We start from the raw sequence: 19838 nt of genomic DNA on the forward strand, positions 1-19838 counted from the left end.
ACCTCAGCGCCCGACCACTCCGAGCTCGTAGGCGCGGATCACGGCATCCACGCGGTTGCGCAGCTCGAGCTTCGACAGCACCCGTCCGACGTGGGCCTTCACGGTCGAATCGCTCAGATGCAGGGTGGCCGCGATCTCGCCGTTCGTCTGCCCCTGGCCGATGAGCTGGAAGATCTCGCGCTCTCGCGCGGTGAGATCAGCGAGGGCGCGCTCGGCATCGGCCGTCTGCCGGCCACCCAGGTGCGGCGCCGCGGTGGCGATCAGGTGCGCGGTGATCCGCGGCGAGACCACGGCGTCGCCGGCGTGCACGGCCTCGATCGCGGCCACGAGCTGCTCGGGGCGGGTGTCCTTCAGCAGGAAGCCGGCGGCGCCAGCGCGCAGCGCGCCGAAGGCGTAGTCGTCGAGATCGTAGGTCGTGAGCACGAGAACGCGCGTGGCCGGACGTCGGGCGAGAACACGCCTGGTCGCCTCGATGCCGTTCATCCCCGGCATCCGCACGTCCATCAGGATCACGTCCGGCTGCAACCGCTCGGTCGCCCCGACCGCACGTTCCCCGTCGTCGGCTTCACCGACGACGACGATGCCCGGCGTCGCGTCGAGCATGAGCCGGAAGCCGTATCGCACGAGCTCCTGGTCGTCGACGAGCAGCACGCGGATGTCGTCGCTCAACTCTCGTTCCCTTCGCTCGCGTCCCAATGCAGTCGGGCGGCGACCCGCCACCCGAGGCGCCGCGGACCCGCCTCGAGCGTGCCGTTGTACAGCGCCACTCTCTCCTGCATGCCGAGCAGCCCTCGGCCGACGGCGTCGGTGATCGCAGGTGCGGAGGGGGACGGCGATGTGTCCTGCACGACGATTTCGACTCGTTCTTCGAGCCAGTCGACGTGCACCTCGACAGACTGCAGGTCCGTGGCGTGGCGGAGCGAGTTGGTGAGCGACTCCTGCACGATCCGGTACACCGTCAGCCCCAGGGCGGCATCGGCGGGCGGCCGCCCGGTGACGGTCAGCCGCACCGGCAGACCCGCGTCTGCGAACTCCTGCACGAGCGCCGGCAGTCGGCCCGCATCGGGCTGCGGCGCATGCTGCAGCTCTGCCTCGCGGGCGGTGCCGTGCGACGCCTCGACGATGCCCTCGCTCTCGCCGTCGCGCACCGTGCCGAGCAGCCGCCGCACCTCGCCGAGAGTTCGGCGCCCGGTCTCCGCGACGCGGGCGATGGCCTCCTTCGCCTGCTGCGGGTTCTCGTCGGCCGCCAGCCGCGCGCCGTCGGACACGGCGATCATCACGGTCAGGCTGTGGGCGATCACGTCGTGCATCTCCCTTGCGATGCGCTCCCGCTCGCGGGCACGCGCCGTCTCGGCCTGCTGATCGCGCTCTCGGGCGAGCTGCTCGGCACGATGCTGCAGTTCGCGCAACTGACGTCTACGGTGTCCGGCGTTGATGCCGAGCAGGGTCGCGATCAGCAGAAGCGCGGCGATCAGGCTGAAGAAGTTCAGCCAGTCCAGCAGCGAGTCGCGCGCCTCGACCGGCGGCTGCAGCCCGAGGATGTGCGGCAGCCGGGTGCCGCGCTGAGTGAGCACGAGTGCAGCTGCGGCCGCGCACGCGAGTGCGGCGGCCAGCGCCGACCAGGCGACGCTCGCCCGGGCGCGCAGCCCCACCAGGTACATCGCGCCGATGGGAAGCATCCCCTCGGCCCCTGAGCCAAGCGCGGCCGATACCAGCGCCAGCGCGAGCGCACCGGCGAACGCCGCACGAGGATGTCGGTGGCGCACGACCACCACCACGATCCCGCCGAGGGTGAGTGCGATGAGCGCCCCCAGCGGCGTGACGTACGGCGGCTCCAGCGAGAGCACCGCCATCGCGGCGGCCACGATGACGTACCCGCCCAGCAGCACGGCATCCGCCATCCACAGACGGCGCGCCCCGCGCGGCGCCTCGGAGGAGGCGCCGCGCACGGCGGCCGGTGCGCTGTTCAGACGTCCTCCCGTCGCAGGCGCAGAAGACCGAGGAGCAGGAACATGAGCGCCCACGCGGCGGCGATCGTCCAGCCGGCGCCCCAGCTGATGTATCCGTCGATGAGGTTCACGAACCCTCCCAGGCTCTCCGGGGCGTTGCTCATGGCATCGCCCGCCTTCGACATCGTCAGCAGCTGCACGTTGCGCACCGTCTGCGACGCCGGCAGCGCCGACAGCACGATCGGCACCAGCATGCTCAGGCTGATCGCGCCGGCGATGCTCGGTGCCACCCCCCGCAGCAGAGCGCCGATGCCCACCCCGAGGATAGCCGACAGGCCGAGGTACACCGGGGCGCCGAGCAGGGCCGGCAGCACGCCGGGCGCCGTGAGCCCCACGGCGAGCCCGAGCGCATCGAAGAGCGGATAGCTCGACGCCCACGACCCGAGGGTGGTGACGAGTCCGGCCACAGTCGCGGTCGTGAACACGACGCAGGCCTTCGCCAGCAGCACCGGGCTGCGGGTGGGGACGGCGGTCATGGTCGACTGAATCGACCCGCTCGCGTATTCGCCGCTGATCGCCAGCACGCCGAGCACGACGGCGATGACATGGCCGAACAGCACGGTGCCGATGGTGACCTGGTCGAGCATGAAAGCCGCCGATGGCTGATCCGGCACCCCCGCATCGGCCATCGTCATCGCGAGCGCGAGGCTGACCCCCACGCCGAGCACGGCGATCGACGCGAGCATCGCCCGGTTCGAGCGCAGGCTCAGGAGCTTGATGTACTCCGACCGGAGCACACCGGAGAAGCTCAGCCCGGCGCGGGAGGGGATGAAGGTCGTGCGCTTGTGATCGATGGCGGTCATCGGACGGCTCCTTCGGTCGAGGTCGAGGTCGAGGCCGAGCGGTACTCCACGTCGCCTGCGGTGAGGGCGAGATAGGCGTCTTCCAGCGAGCCGGACGAGCCGATGACGTCGCCGACCGTGCCGTCGGCCAGGATCCGACCGCGGCCGAGCACGATCAGCCGATCGGCCGTCTGCGACATCTCGCTCATCAGGTGCGACGACAGCAGCACGGTGCGTCCTTCGGCGGCGAGCGTGCGCATCAGGGTGCGCACCCACCGCACGCCCTCAGGGTCGAGACCGTTGACCGGCTCGTCGAGGATGACGGTGCCGGGGTCGCCGAGCAGCGCCGCAGCGATGCCGAGCCGCTGGCCCATGCCGAGCGAGAACCCGCCCACCCGCTTGCCGGCGACGGACTCCAGGCCGGCGAGCTCGAGCACCTCGCGTACCCGTGAGGCGCCGATGCCGTGCGTCGCCGCGATGCCGCGCAGGTGCTGGTAGGCCGTACGGCCACGGTTCGCCGCCTTCGCGTCGAGCAGCACGCCCACCTCGTGCAGCGGCGCCGGGTGCCGAGCGTAGGAGCGACCGTTCACGCGCACCGACCCCGAGGTCGCACGATCTAGGCCGACGATCATTCGCATGGTGGTCGACTTGCCGGCGCCGTTCGGGCCGAGGAACCCGGTCACCTGACCGGGTTCGACGATGAAGTCGATGCTGTCGACGGCGGTTCTGGAGCCGTAGCGCTTGACGAGCGCTTCGGCGGAGATCACTGGTTTCCCTTTCGCATGTCATCGACAGTACGAACGGCGCTCCCTCCCTCACATCGGACGTGAGTGCACCCTTCCCCGGCGACCGGTACCTGGGTACCGGTCGCCCCGCGAAGGTGCGGTCAGCGCCGGATGATCGCCGCCGACTCTGCGAGCAGAGTCGTGCGCTCTGCGGTCGTTGCGGTCTCTCGCGTCGCGAGCAGGACCTCGCCCGCGACGTCGAACGCGACATCGTCGGAGGTCAGATTGATCAGGATGCTCAGCCCGCCGCGGTCGATGCGGAAAGCACGCCGCTGCGGCTCGTCGCTCGGCACGACGAGATGCACCGACGGCTCCCGGATGCCGGGCTCGGTCAGCTCCGGGAGCTCCCGTCGCAGCGCCGAGAGCCGACGGTAGAGATCGAGCAGCCGCCCATGGCGGGCGATCGCGAGCTCATCCCAGTCGAGGTGGGATCGCTCGAAGGTCTCCGGATCCTGCGGATCGGGGACGACCGCGGCGTCCCACCCCATCCGGGCGAACTCGGCGATGCGCCCCTCGGCCGTCGCGCGGCCGAGCTCGGGTTCGGGATGCGAGGTGAAGAACTGCCACGGTGTGGACGCGCCCCACTCCTCGCCCATGAACAGCATGGGCGTGCCGGGCGCGGTGAGCGTCAGCACGGCCGCGACCGCGAGCCGGTCGTCTGACAGGGACTGGCTGAGCCGGTCGCCGGTGGCCCGGTTGCCGATCTGGTCGTGATCCTGCGCGAAGGTGACCAGTCGCCAGGCGGGCACCTCGTGCGGGATCGGCGAGCCGTGCACCCGGTCGCGGAACGACGAGAACGTGCCGTCGTGGAAGAAGCCGCCGTCGGTGACCTTCTCGAGGGCATCCGGGGCGGCGAAGTCGGCGTAGTAGCCGGATGTCTCACCGGTGAGCGCGACGTGCACCGCGTGGTGCCAGTCGTCGGACCACTGGGCGGTCAGTCCATATCCTCCCGCCTCACGCGGCAGGATCAGAGCCGAATCGTTCAGATCCGACTCCGCGATGAGCGTGAGCGGCCGGCGCTCGTGCGCCGAGAGGGCGTCGACGCGCTCGGCGAGCTCCTTCAAGATGTGCACGCGGCTGTCGTCGTGCAGCGCGTGCACGGCATCCAGCCGCAGACCGTCGACGTGCCGGTCGCGCAGCCACATCAACGCGTTCTGGATGATGTACTCGCGCACGGGCGTCTGGTCGAGGTCGATCGAGTCGCCCCACGTGTTGCGGCTGCCCTCGCGAAGATACGGACCGAACTCCGGCAGGTAGTTGCCGCTCGGACCGAGGTGGTTGTACACGACGTCCTGGATCACGGCGAGCCCGTGCGCGTGGGCGGCGTCGACGAACCGCTGGTAGCCGCGCGGGCCGCCGTACCCCTCGTGCACCGCGTACCAGAGCACGCCGTCGTAACCCCAGTTCCACTGCCCGTTGAACGCGTTCACCGGCAGCACCTCGACGTGCGTGACGCCGAGGTCGACCAGGTGCCCCAGCCGCTCGATCGCCGCGTCGAAGGTGCCCGCCGGGGTGAACGTGCCGATGTGCAGCTCGTAGATGAGCGCGCCCGCGAGCTGCCTTCCCGTCCACCCGCTGTCGGTCCAGGTGAACGCCGTCTCGTCGAACGCGGCCGATGCGGCGTGCACGCCATCGGGCTGGTGACGAGATCGCGGATCCGGCCGCAGCTGGTCGCCGTCGTCGATGACGAACCCGTAGCGCTCGTCGTCGGCGAGCTCGACGTCGGCCTGCCACCAGCCGCCGGCACCCGCCGTCATCTCCCGGTCGTCGGCGGTGGAGCCGTCGTCGTGCAGGCGGCGCAACCGCATCCGCGACGCGCGGGGCGCCCAGACCTCCATCACCGCACCTCCCGCAGCAGCGCGACCGGGTAGTGCTCGAGCAGCTCGGCCAGGCGCACGGGGCCGCCGGGGAAGCGCCGGCCGGTGAGCACGTCGACCGACGGCATCTCCGACCGCATCAGCATCGTCTCGCCCCACCCGCCGCGTCGTTCCAGCCCGACGGGCAGGCGCGTGGCCACGACGGTCACCCCGCCCCGGTCGACGGCGACCGCGTGCGATGCCGCGGAACCTGCGACCGTCTGCGGGCGGTACACGGTGAACAGCTCGGGGTGGTCCCGGCGCAGCCGCAGCGCGCGCGACGTGACCAGCATCTTCGCCGCGCCCGAATCGTCGATCGCGGGCAGGTCGCCCTCGGCGACGGCCGCGTCGAGTTCCGCCAGCATGCGCCCACGCCGTGCGAAGTCCACCGGGCGGCGGTTGTCGGGGTCGACGAGCGACAGATCCCATAGCTCGGTGCCCTGATACACGTCGGGAACGCCGGGGCCGGTGAGCTGCAGCACCTTCGCCGAGAGCGAGTTCGACCGCCCGTAGCCCATGATCTCCGCCACGAAGCGCTCGAGAACCGGTTTCGCGGCGCCGTTCGCGGCGTCGGCGATCGCCGTGAGACCCTTCTCGAACTCGGCATCCGGATGCTGCCAGGCGGTCGACTCCGCCGCCTCGCGGGCGGCTTTCTGCGCGTACGCGAGCAGCCGCTCCGACGAGATCGGCCAGGCGCCGACGGTCGCCTGCCACAGCAGGGCGTCGAGCGGGCCGTGCCCGGTCGACGCGATCCCCCGCAGCTCGCCGAGCACCTCGGCCCAGCGCTCGGGCACCTCGGCGAGCACGGCGAGGCGGGCGCGCACGTCTTCGGAGCGCTTGGTGTCGTGCGTCGACAGTGTCGTCATCGAGCACGGCCAGGCGGCGAGACGCCGCTGCTGCGCGGCGTGGAACTCCGCCACGCTCAGCGAGGCGACCGACGGGTCGCCGCCGACCTCGGTCAGCGTGCCGAGGCGCGTGTGCCGGTAGAACGCGGTGTCCTCCACGCCCTTCGCCATGATCGCGCCGGAGGTCTGCTGAAAGCGCCGGGCGACCGGCAGCGTCGGGTCGGCGAGCAGCGGCTCGAGCTCGTCGATCGCGGATGCCAGGTCGGGGCGTCGACGCCTCGCCTCGACGGACGCAAGGCGGAGGTGCTCGCGACCGGCGGGCAGGTACGAGCGGTAGACGGGAAAGCAGGCGAGCAGTTCGGCCAGCGCATCCCACGCCCGCACGATGCCGAACGGCAGGTCGCGCACCAGACGGCGCACCTCCGACTGCAGCAGCCCGTCGGCCATCGCGCGCTTGGTGTCGTGGATGAGGTCGTGCCAGTCCTGCGCCGCGGGAAGGCCGCTCTCGGCCCGCAGCGTGGCGTCGAGTGCGTCGAGCTCGTCGACGCCCGCCGGGTCGATCAGCACCCGATCGATCTCGCCGAGCGCGTCGTACCCGGTGGTGCCGTCGGTGCGCCACCAGGGCGGCAGGTCCTCACCGTGCTCGAGGATCTTCTCGATCAGCGTGTACACGCCGCCGGTGGCATCCGCGAGCCGCTCGAGGTAGCCCCCCGGGTCGTCGAGCCCGTCGGGGTGGTCGACCCGGATGCCGTCGGCGAGACCGTCGCGGATCCAGCGCACGATCTCCTCGTGCGACCGCGCGAAGACGTCGGGAAGCTCGACGCGCAGGGCGGCGAGCTCGGACACGGCGAAGAATCGCCGGTAGTTCAGTTCGTCGTTCTGGTCTTCCCAATGGCGCAGCTCGTAGTGCTGCCGCTCCAGCAGAGCCGCGAGGTCGTCCTGCAGCCGTGCGGTGCCCGGCGCCAGCGGGAGGACGTGCTCGAAGTACGACAGCGTGCCGTCAGGGGCATCCGGTGCCGGGGTCGGGTCGACCGCGATCTCGCCACGCGCGATCACCTCGGCGGGTGTGCCGCCGAGGATCGGCAGGCGCACCCTGTCGCGCCCGCGCTCCCAGTCGATGTCGAACGCGATCGCGTGAGTCGAGCCGCGACCGAGGCGCAGCACATCCCACCACCACGGATTCTGCCGCGGCGCGGCCACTCCCACGTGGTTCGGCACGATGTCGACCAGGATGCCGAGGCCCGCCGCGCGCGCCGCGGCCGAGAAGGCCGCGAGGCCTGCCGCCCCGCCTCGAGACTCGTCGATACGGGAGTGGTCGACGACGTCGTAGCCGTGGTCGGAGCCCTCGGTCGCCGCCAGCAGCGGAGACAGATACGCCCAGTCCGCGCCGAGTCGATGCAGGTAGTCGGTCACCTGCGCCGCCTCCGCGAGGGGGAAGCGCGAGGTGATCTGCAGTCGGTAGGTGGAGTCCGGCCGGCTAGTCATCTCACACCTCGGGTTTCGGGGCGGGGGAGCGGGTCGTGGCGTTCTCGAGCTGCATTCGCAGCGACGCCTCGACGGAGTCGTCGGTCGGCTCGTCGGCGGTGTCGGCCTCGCGCAGCACGAGCATCGATCCCGCTTCGAGCTTCACCTTCGCCTCGGCCGGCAGCGGGTCGGCCCGGGTGAGCTCGCCGGCCGTGTCGACCACGGCCTCCCAGGCGGCGCCGCGCCTGGCATCCGGAAGCACGACGTCGACGGGGTCGTCGCCGCTGTTGAAGTACACCAGGAAGTTCACGTCGTCGACGGGCCTGCCCTGGCGGTCTTTCTCGCGGATGCCTCGGCCGTTGAGGAACATCCCGATCGACAGTCCGAAGCCCGACTCCCAGTCCTCCGGCTGCATGGTGCGCCCGTCCGGACGCAGCCACTCGATGTCGGGAACCGGCGAGCCCTCCTCGGTGCGCACGGGCTTGCCGTCGAAGAATCGGCTGCGCCGGAACGTGGGGTGCAGGGCGCGCAGGCGGGTGATCGCCGCAGTGAACTCGACGAGCGGCAGATCGGCGGACTCCCAGTCGATCCACGTGATCTCGTTGTCTTGCGCGTAGCCGTTGTTGTTCCCGTTCTGGGTGCGCCCCAGTTCGTCGCCGTGCGAGATCATCGGCACACCCTGTGACAGCAGCAGCGTCGCCAGCATGTTGCGCTGCCGCATCGCCCGGCGGCGGTTCACATCGGGATCGTCGGTGTGCCCCTCGACACCGAGATTGTCGGAGCGGTTGTGCGATTCACCGTCGTTGTTGTCTTCGCCGTTGGCCTCGTTGTGCTTCTCGGCGTAGCTGACGAGGTCGCGCAGCGTGAAGCCGTCGTGGGCGGTGATGAAGTTGACAGATGCCACCGGACGGCGCCCGGAGTGCTCGTAGAGGTCGGCGGATCCGGTGAGTCGTGAGGCGAACTCGCCCAGCGCCTGCGGCTCGCCGCGCCAGAAGTCGCGGACCGTGTCGCGGTACTTGCCGTTCCATTCCGACCACTGCGGCGGGAAGTTGCCCACCTGGTATCCGCCGGGGCCGATGTCCCACGGCTCGGCGATCAGCTTGACCTGCGAGACCACCGGATCCTGCTGCACGAGCTCGAAGAACGTCGCCAGCCGGTCGACGTCGTAGAACTCGCGGGCGAGGGTCGAAGCGAGGTCGAATCGGAACCCGTCGACGTGCATCTCGGTGACCCAGTAGCGCAGCGAGTCCATGATCAGCTGCAGCGCGTGCGGGTTGCCCACGTTCAGGCTGTTGCCGGTGCCCGTGTAGTCGGTGTAATACCGGCGGTCCTCTTCGAGGCGGTAGTACGCCTCGTTGTCGATGCCGCGCATCGACAGAGTGGGTCCGAGATGGTTGCCCTCTGCAGTGTGGTTGTAGACCACATCGAGGATCACCTCGATGCCGGCGGCGTGCAGCGCGCGCACCATCGCCTTGAACTCCTGCACCTGCTGGCCGTGCTCGCCGCTCGACGAGTACGTGTTCTGCGGTGCGAAGAACGCCAGGGTGTTGTAGCCCCAGTAGTTCGACAGCCCCTTCTCCTGCAGCGTGCTGTCGTTCACGAACTGGTGCACGGGCATGAGCTCGATCGCGGTCACCCCGAGCCGGGTGAGGTGGTCGATGATGGCCGGGTGAGCGACGCCGGCGTAGGTGCCCCGCAGCTCTTCGGGCACGTCGGGATGCCGGATGCTGAGGCCCTTCACGTGCGCCTCGTAGATGACCGTCTGCGCATAGGGGGTCTTCGGAAGCCGGTCGCCGCCCCATTCGAAGAACGGGTTGATCACGACGCTCTTCGGCGTGCTGGCCGCCGAGTCGTCTTCGTTGTACGAGTCGGGGTCGCCGAAGTCGTACGAGAACGGCGCCTGCCCCCACTCGACCTGTCCGGCGACGGCCTTCGCGTACGGGTCGAGCAGCAGCTTGCTGGGGTTGAAGCGCTTGCCGTTCGCCGGGTCGTACGGGCCGTGCACGCGGTAGCCGTACAGCTGCCCCGGCTGAACCGACGGCAGGTAGCCGTGCCACACGTACGCGTCGACCTCGACGAGATCGACGCGGGTCTCTTCGCCGGCATCGTCGAACAGGCACAGCTCGACTCGCTCGGCGCACTCGCTGAACAGCGCGAAGTTCGTGCCCTGACCGTCGAAGGTCGCACCGAGCGGATGGGCGGATCCGGGCCACACGTCGACGGTCATGCCGCGGAACGCCCGTTGCCGTTCGGGGCGGACGAGTGCGATGCGATTTCGCGCACCAGGCGCACGGCCTGCTCGAAGTCGAACATCTGCGCCACCTCGACCGCCTTCGGGTACGGGTGACCCGAATAGCAGATGAACAGGGGCGGGATCACCTCGACGTAGCCTACCGGCCCGTCGTCGAACACCTCGTAGCGATCGATGTCGACGAGTTCGTATGCGGGTGCGGAGGGAGCACCGGCGGGAGGTGGCGGGGAGGTCGGCGCGGCGGGCCGATCGATCGCGTGTCCGGTGGGTGTGCGTGCGGCAGACATGAGGACTCCTGTCTCGACTGCCTTCCGGCGAAGCGCCTCGAGGTCACTGCTGTCGGAGAAGAAGTTACGCGGATGGCGCCCGTACGGCTACGGGGTTGTCACACGGCGACGTTCGGGGTAGCGAGCAGACGGACGCATTCTAAAAGACGTGATGCTTGCTTTTAGAGTGCGTCGGGTGTCTCATGGAAGGAGGCGGCACAGGAGGTCGAAATGACGATGACAGCGATCCACGACCACGGCGAGCTCGCGGCGGTGCCGCCGGCGCCCCGGCGAGTGCGGATCGAGGCGGCTCCGCAGCCCGTGGATCTCGTCGCGGCCGAGCGTGCGGCGCATCTGCTGCTCACGGCACTGGGGGTCGACCCCGACGCGATCGACACCCCCGACCTCGCGCGCACACCGCGGCGCTTCGCCGAGGCGTATGCCGAGCTGCTCTCACCCCAGCCGTTCGACTTCACCACGTTCGCCAACACCGAAGGCTACGACGAGCTCGTGCTCATCCGCGACATCGCGGTGCGCTCGGTGTGCGAGCACCACCTGCTGCCGTTCACGGGCATCGCCCACGTGGCCTACCTTCCGGGTGAGAGCGTGGTCGGGCTGTCGAAGATCCCGCGCATGGTCGATCACTATGCACGCCGCCCGCAGACGCAGGAGCGCCTGACGGTGCAGATCGCCGACGCCCTCGCCGCGCGCCTGCAGCCGCGCGGCATCGGCGTCGTCGTCGAGGCCACCCACACCTGCATGACGCTGCGCGGCGCTCGCGCCGTCGGCTCGACCACCACCACGTCCGCCCTGCGGGGCACGCTGCGCGAAGACGCCCGCTCGCGAGCCGAGTTCTTCGCGCTGACCGCCGACCGCAGCCGCTGAGAACCATCCACGTCGAAGGAAGGAACACCATGAGCATCGCCATCGTCGGCGGCGGCCTCGCCGCCGCCACCGCGGCCGCGGAACTGCGAGAGCGCGGATACGACGGCGACGTCGTGATCTACGCGAGCGAGGACCACCTGCCCTACGAGCGTCCCCCGCTGTCGAAGGACGTGCTGCTCGGCAAGAAGGACATCGATACCGCGATCGTCCACGACGACGCCTGGTACGCCGCTAACCGCGTGCGTCTCGAACGCGGCGTCTCGGTCACCTCGATCGATCCGGCGGCGCACACCCTGCGCACCGAGCCGACCGGCGGCGGTGAGAGCACCGAGCACCACTACGACCGACTGCTGCTCGCCACCGGAGCCACCGCGCGCCACTTCCCGCTGGCCGACCGGGTGGCCGATCCGGTCTACCTGCGCACCGTCGAAGACAACACGCGCCTGCGCGCGGCGCTGCGGCCCGGGGCGAATGTCGTGATCGTCGGCGCCGGGTGGATCGGCTTGGAAGTGGCATCCGCCGCCCGGCAGAAGGGCGCCGAGGTGACGGTCTACGAGATGGCCGAACTGCCCCTGGTCGCCGTGCTCGGGCCCGAGATCGCACGGCTGTTCGCCGACCTGCACCGTGCGCACGGCGTGGATCTGCGGCTCAGCACCGCCGTAGACGAGGCCGCGCTCGCCGACGCTGACGTGGTGGTCGTCGGCATCGGGGCGATCCCGTCGACACAGCTCGCCGAGCAGGCCGGCCTCGACGTCGACAACGGCGTGCTCGTCGACGAGCGGCTGCGCACGTCCGACCCCGACATCTACGCGATCGGCGATGTCGCGAATCACCGGCATCCGGTGCTCGGGCGCCGCATCCGCGTCGAGCACTGGGACACGGCCATCGAGCAGGCCAAGGTCGCCGCGCACAACCTGATGGGCGGCGACGAGCCGTACACCCACCTGCCGTACTTCTTCACCGATCAATACGATCTCGGCATGGAGTACTTCGGCAGTGTCGGGCCCGACGGCTGCGACCGCGTCGACATCGAGGGCGACACCGACGTCGCGAACGGCGGCGCGTTCCGCGCGTACTGGGTGAAGGACGGCACCGTGCTCGCGGCCATGCACGCCAACGACTGGGATTCCTCCGACGCGGTGCGCGACAGCGTGGGCAGCGAGCGGTGACGGGCCGGTGACCGCGGCGATGCGCCGCCGCATCGGCGCCCGTGAATTCGACTTCGCACGGCAGGTCGCGGTCATGGCCGTCGTCAACCGCACGCCCGACTCGTTCCACGACCGGGGAGCGACGTTCGTCCTCGACCGCGCGGTCGCCAGCGCGCTGCGCGCCGCCGACCTCGGCGCCGACTGGATCGACATCGGCGGTGTGCCGTTCGGCCGCGGACCGGCGGTCAGCATCCGGGAGGAGATCGACCGCGTGGTTCCTGTCGTCGAAGCGGTCGCCGCCGAGCGACCCGAGCTGGTCATCTCGGTCGACACGAACCGCGCCGATGTCGCCGAGCGGGCGATCGCGGCCGGCGCGGCGGTGATCAACGACACCAGCGGTCTCGGCGACGCACGCATGGCCGAGGTCATCGCCGCCGGCGGGGCGCACATCGTCATCACCCACAGCATCGGCCCGCCGCGGGTCGAGAAGCCCGCGGCGACCTACGACGACGTGGTCGCCGAGGTGCGCGGCTTCCTCGCCGAGCGCCTGCAGCGGGCCGAGGCCGCCGGCATCGCCCGGGAGCGCCTGATCATCGACCCGGGCCACGACCTCGACAAGAACACGCTGCACTCCCTCGAGCTCACCAGGCGACTCGACGAGATCGCGTCGCTCGGGGCGCCGCTGCTCGTCGCCGTGTCGAACAAGGACTTCATCGGTGAGGCGATCGACCGGCTGCGGGGCGAGCGGCTGGCAGGCTCGCTCGCGGCGATGACCGCGTGCATCCTCGCCGGCGCGCGCATCGTCCGGATGCACGATGTGGCCGAGACCGTCGACGCGGTCCGCATGATCGAGGCGATCCTCGGCTGGCGTGCTCCGGCCCGCCTCGAGCACAACACCCACCCGACCCGCAACGTCTGAGAAAGGCATCCCGAGCATGCACACCCCCATCGACCGCATCTGGCCCGACCCGGCAGCCGCCCTCGACGACGAGGCGCTGCTCGACGCGACCCGCTTTCCCGCCGAGGGCACCTGGATGCGGGCGAACTTCGTCTCGAGTCTCGACGGCGCGGCCTCCCGCGACGGCGTCTCCGGTGGCCTCGGCGACGATGCCGACCGTCGCCTCTTCGCCCTGCTGCGCCGCGCGTCCGATGTCGTTCTCGTCGGCGCCGGCACCCTGCGCGACGAGGGGTATGACGGACTGCGTGTCGACGACGCCTCTGTCGCCTGGCGCGAAGCGGCCGGGATGCCCGCGCATCCCACCCTCGCGATGATCAGCCGCAGCCTGTCGGTCGACCCGGAGTCGCCGCTGCTCGCCGACGCGCCCGTGCGGCCGATCGTCTACACCGTGGCATCCGCTCCCGCCGCGCGCCGGCAGGCGCTGCAGCAGGTCGCCGACGTGGTGACCGTCGGCGAGATGGATGCCGATCCCCGGCGCATCCGCGACGACCTGACGGCGCGTGGCCTGCGGCGGATCCACGCCGAAGGCGGCCCGCACGTGTTCGGGATGCTGCTGGCCGCCGGCGTCGTCGACGCGCTGCACCTCACCCTCGCGCCGACGCTGGAGGCGGGGGATGCCGGGCGCATCGTCCGCGGGGATGCAGCAGGGGCGCTCCCGGTCGGGGCCCGGCTCGAGACGGTGCTGCGCGCCGGCGACGAGCTGCTGCTGCACTACGTGCTGCGCTGAGCGCTCGCCTCCGGCGGCTGACTGCGCTGAACGTCGGCCTCGGCCTCGGCCTCGGCCTCTTCGTCGGCCGGCACCGGCTCGAGCATGCCGAGGATGCGCTGCAGGTGCATCGCGCTGAGAACGCCGGGGCCAGCGACGGCGTCCGTCTCGACCGATCGGGCGTGCACGGCGCGATACAGCTGACCGACGGCCTCGGTCGCTCGGGCGTGCAGATCATCGATCTCCTCCGGACCGCGGCCGACGACGTCGGCGACCGCGCTGCAGGCGTTCGACAGCGGTTCGACGAGATCGGGGTCGAGAGGGAAAGCCGAGGGCCGCTCGTTGATGGTGTCGCTCAGGCACCCTGAGACGTCACGGATCTGGTGCGCCACCTCGACCAGCAGCTCGAGGCGGGCGTGCTCCGCGCTCGTGTCGGCTCGACCCCGCCACGCCCGCGGATTGCCGCGCAGGCTGTCGTCTGCCTCGGCGAGCGCGTCGCGCAGCGAACGGCTGGTGTCGGCGAGCGCACCGGCATCCTGCATCCACCCGTCTCGCTCCGGTGGCCACTTCTCGGTAAGGGCGGCCGCGATGTCATCGAGGTGCGCGGCCAGCCGCTGCTGGAAGGCGTCGATCCGGGCGGCCGCGTCTGAGACCAGGGGCGCCGGCGGGATGATCGCGTTCACGACGAGTCCGACCACCACGCCCACCGCCGTCTGGGTGACGTACCCGAGCGAGTAGTCCTCGGCATCCGCCCCTCCGATGATCAGCACGAACAGCGCCGCCATCGGGATGTACTCGCGCCCGATTCCGAACCACCCCGTGCCCGAGACCAGCACGCCGACCCCGACGACCGCGATGATCGACCACAGGCTCGGGCCGACGGTCAGCAGCACGAGCGCCGCCAGGCCGACCCCGGCCGCGAGCCCGAGCAGCGTCTGCAGGCCCGACCGCACCGAGGTCATCAGTGTGGGGTACATGCTGATCAGCGCACCGAACGGCGCGTAGTACGGGTAGTCGTTCGTCACCCCTGGCATGTGCGGGGCGATCAGCCATGCGACTCCGACGGCCAATGCGGCCTTCGCGGCGAACAGCAGGCGGGCGCGCGTCAGCGCGCCGCGGACGGAGGGCTGAAGGGCGCTCAGCGACGACCGCACCCGGTTCATGGACCCTTCGAATCTCCGTGGGCGCATCCCGATCACCTCCTCCGTCCCCTGCTCAGCCGACACCTTCGCAGGCCGTGGCGGAAGGGGGTTCCCCCGACGCACGCCCTTTGCGACAATCGCGGCGATCGTTCGTCGGCGACCCGGATCGCTGCCTGCGGCACGTGCTCGATCGAACGGCTACGCGATCGCCGGCGGGAAGGCGCGGGTCAGCTTGTGCGGATTCGACACCTGCCGGATGCCGCGGATCCGGCCCTCCGGATCGAACTCGAGCGTGAGCACGTCGGTGCGTCCGCTGTGGGTGAGCGCCAGCGCGAACTCGCCGTTGACCTCGATCGGGCTGATCGCGAAGGGCAGGTCAGGGGCGAGGTTCGCGGTCTTCTCCCGCACGCCGACGTAGAAGCGGTGCACCTTGTCGGCACCGAAGATCGGGTTGCGGGTCGCGGCGACCACCCCTCCGCCGTCGGTCCACAGGATCGCCTCGTCAGTCAGCAGGTCGAGCAGCGTGTCGAGATCGCCCTGCTGCACGGCCGACATCAGCGCGGCCAGAGCCTCGGGGTCGGCCGCATGCGGGGCGGGGGAGTGCTCGTCGATCTGCAGCCGACGCTCCGCGCGCGAGATCAGCTGGCGCACCGAAGCGGGCGATCTCTCGAGGATCTCGCCGATCTCGACCGCCGTCATCGCGTAGGCGCGGTGCAGCACGACCGCCGCTCGCGCCTCGGGGGAGAGCTGCTCGGCGAGGTGCAGCAGTGCGAGCGAGAGCATCTCCCGGTCGGCGACGGCGTCCTCCGGCAGGCGCTCGGTGGCGACCGGCTCGGGAAGCCAATGGCCGGTGTACTCCTCGCGCACCGCGACGAGCGCCCGCACGCGGTCGATCGAGCGGCGGACGCACGTGGTGGTGAGCCACGCGGGCCACGAACGCACTGCAGCAGCATCCGCCCGCTCGGCTTTCAGCGCCTCGATCGCGACTTCCGAGACGACGTCCTCGGCGTGGCCGAATTCTCCCAGCATCCGGTACGCGATCCCGATCAGCCTGCCCCGCTCCGCCTCCCACGCCCGTGCGGCGGGGGAGGCGGCGGTCATGACGCTCACGCTACCGGCTCCGACGGGTGCGTCACGCGATCGGGTGCTTGTCGTCGACCGGCGGGGCCATCTCGGTCGCGATCGCGATGCGGTTCCACACGTTGATGGTCGAGATCGCCATGACGAGTCCGCCGAGTTCGCCGTCGCTGAAGTGCTGCGCGGCGGCATCCCAGATCTCATCCGTCACGGTGTCCGGTCCGAGCTTCGTCAGCGCATCGGTCAGGCCGAGAGCCGCGAGCTCCTTCGGCTCGAACAGGTTCTTCGCATGCTGCCAGGCGCCGACCGCGTGCAGGATGCGCTGCGGGATGCCGTGCTTCGCCCCCGCCGTGGCGTGCATATCGACGCAGAACCCGCAGCCGTTGAGGATCGACGCGCGCAGCTTGATGAGCTCGTACAGCCGCTTCTCGACGCTTCTGCTCGCATACGCCTCCATGCCGATCACCGCGGCGTAGCCGAGCTTGTTCGTGCGGGTCATGTCGATCCTGGTCATGATGTCCTCTCTTCGGGCATCCGCTCGACGCCTCTGACTGTGTGTCGGAGCCGCCCGCCGAAGTGTGACAGGCGTCATCCGGCTCTCCCGCCGTGGCGACCCTGCGAGAATGGAGAACCCGCGACGACCCGAGGAGCCCCCGTGCGCTACATCTCCACCCGCGGCGGCATGCAGCCGCAGCCGTTCAGTGAGACGCTGCTCGAGGGGCTCGCGCCCGACGGCGGCCTGGCCGTGCCCGAGCAGCTGCCCCAGGTCGATGCCGAGACACTCGAGCGCTGGCGGGCCCTCACCTACCCGCAGCTCGCCACCGAGGTGCTCTCGCTGTTCGCGACCGACATCCCCCGCGAGGACCTCGCGCGGATGACGGCGGCCGCCTACGCCGACTTCCCGGACGCGGTCGTGCCGCTGCGGTCGATCGGCGGCGGTCTCACGCTCGTCGGGCTCTCCGAGGGGCCGACGCTGGCGTTCAAGGACATGGCGATGCAGTTCCTCGGCCAGGTGATCGAGTACGTGCTCGAGAAGAAGGACCGTGTGCTGAACATCGTCGGTGCGACCTCGGGCGACACCGGTTCGGCGGCAGAGCACGCCTTGCGCGGCAAGGAGCGCGTGTCGGTGTTCATGCTCTCGCCCCAGGGGCGGATGAGCTCGTTCCAGCGAGCTCAGATGTACTCGCTGCAGGACGAGAATGTGCACAACATCGCGGTCGACGGGGTCTTCGACGACTGCCAGAACCTCGTGAAGAAGCTCGCCGGCGACCTCGAGTTCAAGCGGGCGCAGAACCTCGGCGCCGTCAACTCCATCAACCTCGGCCGCATCGCGGCCCAGGTCGTCTACTACTTCTGGGCGTGGCTTCGGGTGACGGATGCCGTCGAACCGGAGTTCCGTGAGGGTTTCGAGGTGTCGTTCACCGTGCCGTCGGGCAACTTCGGCAACATCCTGTCGGGTTTCTTCGCCAAGGGCATGGGCGTGCCGATCCGCCGGCTGGTGCTCGCCGCGAACGAGAACAACGTGCTCGACGAGTTCTTCCGCACCGGCATCTATCGTCCGCGCTCGGCCGCCGACACGCACGCCACGTCGAGCCCGTCGATGGACATCTCGAAGGCGTCGAACCTGGAGCGGTTCATCTTCGACCTCGTCGGCCGCGACGCGGCTCGAGTCGTCGCGGCGTGGGATGCCCTCGACGCCGTCGGTGCCATCGACTTCTCGGCCGAGCAGGCTCGCTTCGAGAGCGAGTTCGGCATCGTCAGCGGCACGTCGACCCACGACGACCGGCTCGCCACGATCCGCTCGGTGTACGACGAGACCGGCGAGATCATCGACCCGCACACCGCCGACGGTGTGAAGGTGGCCCGCGAGTACGTCGAGCCCGAGGTGCCGATGCTCGTGCTCGAGACGGCGAAGCCCGAGAAGTTCGCCGAGACGATCACCGAGGCGATCGGCGTCGAGCTGGAGTTCTCGCCCGAGCTGCGGGCGATGATGGCCGCCCCACAGCGGGTGACCGAGATGGCCGACGACGAGCAGACTCTGCGCGCCTTCGTCGCGGAACACGCGCTGCGCTGACCTTCCCGTCTGCGCCGCCGCGAGACTTCTCTTCCCGCACGAGACGAAGCTCAGAAACGTCGGTCTCGTGCTGAAAGCGACGTCTCACCGGGTCGGCGAGGGTCGTCAGGTGTCGATCGAGAGCATCCAGGCGACGCCGAACCGGTCGACGAGCATGCCGAACTCGCCGCCCCACGGGGCGTCACCGAGCGGCGCGGTCGCCGCGCCGCCGTCGAGCAGCCCGTCCCAGATCGCGCGCAGCCGGTCGACCTCGTCGCCGCTGATCGAGATGGAGACGCCCTGCGGTTGCTGGTGCTCCATGTGCGCCGGCGTGTCGGAGGCCATCAGGATCAGGCCGTCGTCGGTGGTGAGCTGGCCGTGCAGGACGAGTTCGCTCTCGCTCGGGTCCTGAGGCAGGTCGGGCATCGAGCCGAACGTCATGATCTGCAGCTCGCCGCCGAGCACGTCGCGGTAGCGCTCGAGAGCCTCGCGGGCGTTGTCGCGGAACGAGATGTACGGGTTGAGAATGGGCATGGTTCACCTCTCACAGGCGGATGCCGGACGCCCCGGCGCCGACAAGTCTTCGCCGCACCACCGACATCCGCAACGGGTCGTGGCGTCGTCAGCGATCGCGGTGGTCTTCGCGGCGAGGCGGGCGCCGCGGCGCGGCTTCAGCCCGGCGTGCGGCGCGCGCCGACATCCGTCCCGGCGCGCCGGGGTGGGGGAGGGATCCCGTGCACCCTTCTGCTTTTCGCGAGATCTCCCGCGCTTCGCGCGACGGTGGGGCAGCGCGATCAGTGCGGGGCGTGGTATTCCGCCTCGTCGCGCTTCCAGTAGCCCTTCACAACGGCCTTCGACACGTCGACGCCCCAGCGGGCGAGCAGTGCGCGGCCCGGCTTGACGATCTGCTGCTCGGCGGCGATGAACACGAAGGGGTCGGCGCCCACGGCATCCGTCTCGTCGAGGGTGTCGAGGAAGGCGATCAGCGATGAGCCCGCCAGCGCGTTGCCGCGATGCAGCCACTCGACGGCGACCGGCGCGTCGATCTCGACCTGGTCGGCATCCGAGACAACCTCGACGACGATGCGTGCCGGCGCATCGGCGGGGATCATCGCCGCGAACCGCCGGATCGCCGGGATCGCGGTCTCGTCGCCGACCAGCAGCCACGAGTCAGGCGTACCGGTCAGCACGGCAGAGCCGCGCGGTCCGCCGACGCCCACGAACGAGCCGATCGGAGCGGATGCCGCCCACCGGGCGCCCACGCCCTCGCCTCCGTGCACGGCGAACTCGACGTCGAGCCAGTCCTCACCCCACACGAGCGGGGTGTACTCGCGGCTCGGCGAGGCGCGCAGCTCGTCAACCGAATCGGTCGGTTCGGATGCGAAGAACAGGCGCATGTGGTCGTCGGCGCCGAGCGATGTGAAACCGGCGAGCTGGTCGCCGGTCAGCCGCACGCGCACGTAATCGGGGGCGAGCCACTCGCGCGATGCGAGGGCCGCGGCACGGAAGCGCAGATCGAGTCCCTGGCGTTGGATCGAGAAATCGGATTTCACATCGCTCATAAAGTAAGGCTAACCTAAGTCGCGGCGAGATCGTTTCGCCGTCGCGCAA

General features: G+C 70.3%; 17 protein-coding genes and 1 pseudogene. 5 read left to right on the forward strand and 13 right to left on the reverse strand.

The genetic code is table 11. The annotated features are described in order from the left end of the window. Positions 1–3 precede the first annotated feature (3 nt). The 8 genes and pseudogenes from ACWIDW_RS09240 to ACWIDW_RS09275 all read right to left on the reverse strand — a co-directional run bounded on the left by ACWIDW_RS09240 (position 4) and on the right by ACWIDW_RS09275 (position 10279). On the reverse strand, positions 4–669 hold the full coding sequence (locus ACWIDW_RS09240; RefSeq protein WP_454124705.1) for a response regulator: 666 nt from the start codon (positions 667–669) through the stop codon (positions 4–6). After that, positions 666–1949: a sensor histidine kinase gene (locus tag ACWIDW_RS09245; protein ID WP_454124707.1), complete on the reverse strand. Its 1284-nt coding sequence runs from the start codon at positions 1947–1949 to the stop codon at positions 666–668. The genes ACWIDW_RS09240 and ACWIDW_RS09245 overlap by 4 nt, the downstream gene beginning before the upstream one ends. 17 nt (positions 1950–1966) lie before the next feature. Beyond that, positions 1967–2812 carry an ABC transporter permease subunit gene (locus tag ACWIDW_RS09250; RefSeq protein ID WP_454124709.1) on the reverse strand — a complete coding sequence of 282 codons (846 nt, stop codon included), beginning with the start codon at positions 2810–2812 and terminating at the stop codon, positions 1967–1969. A gap of 109 nt (positions 2813–2921) precedes the next feature. Next, positions 2922–3558, reverse strand: a pseudogene (locus ACWIDW_RS09255) (ABC transporter ATP-binding protein); the annotation flags it as partial. A 119-nt stretch (positions 3559–3677) separates the two neighbouring features. After that, a complete protein-coding gene (gene treZ / locus ACWIDW_RS09260) occupies positions 3678–5414 on the reverse strand; it encodes a malto-oligosyltrehalose trehalohydrolase (protein WP_454124711.1) in 1737 nt (578 codons plus the stop codon). Then, a complete protein-coding gene (treY, locus tag ACWIDW_RS09265; protein WP_454124713.1) occupies positions 5414–7762 on the reverse strand; it encodes a malto-oligosyltrehalose synthase in 2349 nt (782 codons plus the stop codon). The genes treZ and treY overlap by 1 nt, the downstream gene beginning before the upstream one ends. Position 7763: 1 nt before the next feature. Further along, positions 7764–9968, reverse strand: coding sequence for a glycogen debranching protein GlgX (gene glgX / locus ACWIDW_RS09270; protein WP_454124715.1), 2205 nt, complete (start codon positions 9966–9968; stop codon positions 7764–7766). Next, positions 9965–10279: a hypothetical protein gene (locus ACWIDW_RS09275; protein ID WP_454124717.1), complete on the reverse strand. Its 315-nt coding sequence runs from the start codon at positions 10277–10279 to the stop codon at positions 9965–9967. The genes glgX and ACWIDW_RS09275 overlap by 4 nt, the downstream gene beginning before the upstream one ends. A gap of 210 nt (positions 10280–10489) precedes the next feature. Here ACWIDW_RS09275 and folE point away from each other — a divergent pair, with 210 nt between their 5' ends. From folE to ACWIDW_RS09295, 4 genes are read left to right on the forward strand one after another with little or no spacing between them, the layout of a single operon-like run. After that, on the forward strand, positions 10490–11143 hold the full coding sequence (gene folE, locus ACWIDW_RS09280) for a GTP cyclohydrolase I (RefSeq protein ID WP_454124719.1): 654 nt from the start codon (positions 10490–10492) through the stop codon (positions 11141–11143). A gap of 29 nt (positions 11144–11172) precedes the next feature. Further along, on the forward strand, positions 11173–12312 hold the full coding sequence (locus tag ACWIDW_RS09285) for an NAD(P)/FAD-dependent oxidoreductase (protein ID WP_454124721.1): 1140 nt from the start codon (positions 11173–11175) through the stop codon (positions 12310–12312). Positions 12313–12331: 19 nt separating this feature from the next. Next, complete coding sequence (gene folP, locus ACWIDW_RS09290; RefSeq protein WP_454125302.1) at positions 12332–13210, forward strand: dihydropteroate synthase; 879 nt, start codon at positions 12332–12334, stop codon at positions 13208–13210. Between the two features lie 16 nt (positions 13211–13226). Continuing rightward, positions 13227–13976 (forward strand): dihydrofolate reductase family protein, encoded by a 750-nt coding sequence (locus tag ACWIDW_RS09295; protein ID WP_454124722.1) that lies wholly within the window; start codon positions 13227–13229, stop codon positions 13974–13976. Here ACWIDW_RS09295 and ACWIDW_RS09300 read toward each other — a convergent pair. The 3 genes from ACWIDW_RS09300 to ACWIDW_RS09310 form a co-directional block, all read right to left on the reverse strand. Further along, positions 13961–15118 carry an FUSC family protein gene (locus ACWIDW_RS09300; protein WP_454124724.1) on the reverse strand — a complete coding sequence of 386 codons (1158 nt, stop codon included), beginning with the start codon at positions 15116–15118 and terminating at the stop codon, positions 13961–13963. The two genes, ACWIDW_RS09295 and ACWIDW_RS09300, sit on opposite strands and share 16 nt — an antisense overlap. A gap of 177 nt (positions 15119–15295) precedes the next feature. Continuing rightward, the gene (locus ACWIDW_RS09305) at positions 15296–16198 is read right to left on the reverse strand and encodes a sigma-70 family RNA polymerase sigma factor (protein ID WP_454124725.1); all 903 of its coding nucleotides are present in this window, start codon (positions 16196–16198) and stop codon (positions 15296–15298) included. 31 nt (positions 16199–16229) lie between these two features. Next, complete coding sequence (locus ACWIDW_RS09310; RefSeq protein ID WP_454124727.1) at positions 16230–16688, reverse strand: carboxymuconolactone decarboxylase family protein; 459 nt, start codon at positions 16686–16688, stop codon at positions 16230–16232. 141 nt (positions 16689–16829) lie between these two features. Between ACWIDW_RS09310 and thrC the strand changes: the two genes are divergently transcribed. Then, positions 16830–18248 (forward strand): threonine synthase, encoded by a 1419-nt coding sequence (gene thrC / locus ACWIDW_RS09315; RefSeq protein WP_454124729.1) that lies wholly within the window; start codon positions 16830–16832, stop codon positions 18246–18248. 105 nt (positions 18249–18353) lie between these two features. Here the strand turns inward: thrC and ACWIDW_RS09320 are convergent, their stop codons facing one another. Then, positions 18354–18761: a VOC family protein gene (locus ACWIDW_RS09320; RefSeq protein ID WP_454124731.1), complete on the reverse strand. Its 408-nt coding sequence runs from the start codon at positions 18759–18761 to the stop codon at positions 18354–18356. A gap of 260 nt (positions 18762–19021) precedes the next feature. Then, the gene (locus ACWIDW_RS09325) at positions 19022–19789 is read right to left on the reverse strand and encodes a siderophore-interacting protein (RefSeq protein ID WP_454124733.1); all 768 of its coding nucleotides are present in this window, start codon (positions 19787–19789) and stop codon (positions 19022–19024) included. Positions 19790–19838: the final 49 nt, after the last annotated feature.

It is taken from the genome of Microbacterium sp. NPDC055312, assembly GCF_053645675.1.

Excerpts from the sequence above, each read along its gene's own strand:
- ACWIDW_RS09250 (WP_454124709.1), bottom strand. The coding sequence starts at position 2,812 with ATGACCGCCATCGATCACAAGCGCACGACCTTCATCCCCTCCCGCGCC.
- treZ (WP_454124711.1), bottom strand. The coding sequence starts at position 5,414 with ATGGAGGTCTGGGCGCCCCGCGCGTCGCGGATGCGGTTGCGCCGCCTG.
- treY (WP_454124713.1), bottom strand. The coding sequence starts at position 7,762 with ATGACTAGCCGGCCGGACTCCACCTACCGACTGCAGATCACCTCGCGC.
- glgX (WP_454124715.1), bottom strand. The coding sequence starts at position 9,968 with ATGACCGTCGACGTGTGGCCCGGATCCGCCCATCCGCTCGGTGCGACC.
- ACWIDW_RS09275 (WP_454124717.1), bottom strand. The coding sequence starts at position 10,279 with ATGTCTGCCGCACGCACACCCACCGGACACGCGATCGATCGGCCCGCC.
- folE (WP_454124719.1), top strand. The coding sequence starts at position 10,490 with ATGACGATGACAGCGATCCACGACCACGGCGAGCTCGCGGCGGTGCCG.
- ACWIDW_RS09285 (WP_454124721.1), top strand. The coding sequence starts at position 11,173 with ATGAGCATCGCCATCGTCGGCGGCGGCCTCGCCGCCGCCACCGCGGCC.
- folP (WP_454125302.1), top strand. The coding sequence starts at position 12,332 with ATGCGCCGCCGCATCGGCGCCCGTGAATTCGACTTCGCACGGCAGGTC.
- ACWIDW_RS09295 (WP_454124722.1), top strand. The coding sequence starts at position 13,227 with ATGCACACCCCCATCGACCGCATCTGGCCCGACCCGGCAGCCGCCCTC.
- ACWIDW_RS09300 (WP_454124724.1), bottom strand. The coding sequence starts at position 15,118 with ATGAACCGGGTGCGGTCGTCGCTGAGCGCCCTTCAGCCCTCCGTCCGC.
- ACWIDW_RS09305 (WP_454124725.1), bottom strand. The coding sequence starts at position 16,198 with ATGACCGCCGCCTCCCCCGCCGCACGGGCGTGGGAGGCGGAGCGGGGC.
- ACWIDW_RS09310 (WP_454124727.1), bottom strand. The coding sequence starts at position 16,688 with ATGACCAGGATCGACATGACCCGCACGAACAAGCTCGGCTACGCCGCG.
- ACWIDW_RS09320 (WP_454124731.1), bottom strand. The coding sequence starts at position 18,761 with ATGCCCATTCTCAACCCGTACATCTCGTTCCGCGACAACGCCCGCGAG.
- ACWIDW_RS09325 (WP_454124733.1), bottom strand. The coding sequence starts at position 19,789 with ATGAGCGATGTGAAATCCGATTTCTCGATCCAACGCCAGGGACTCGAT.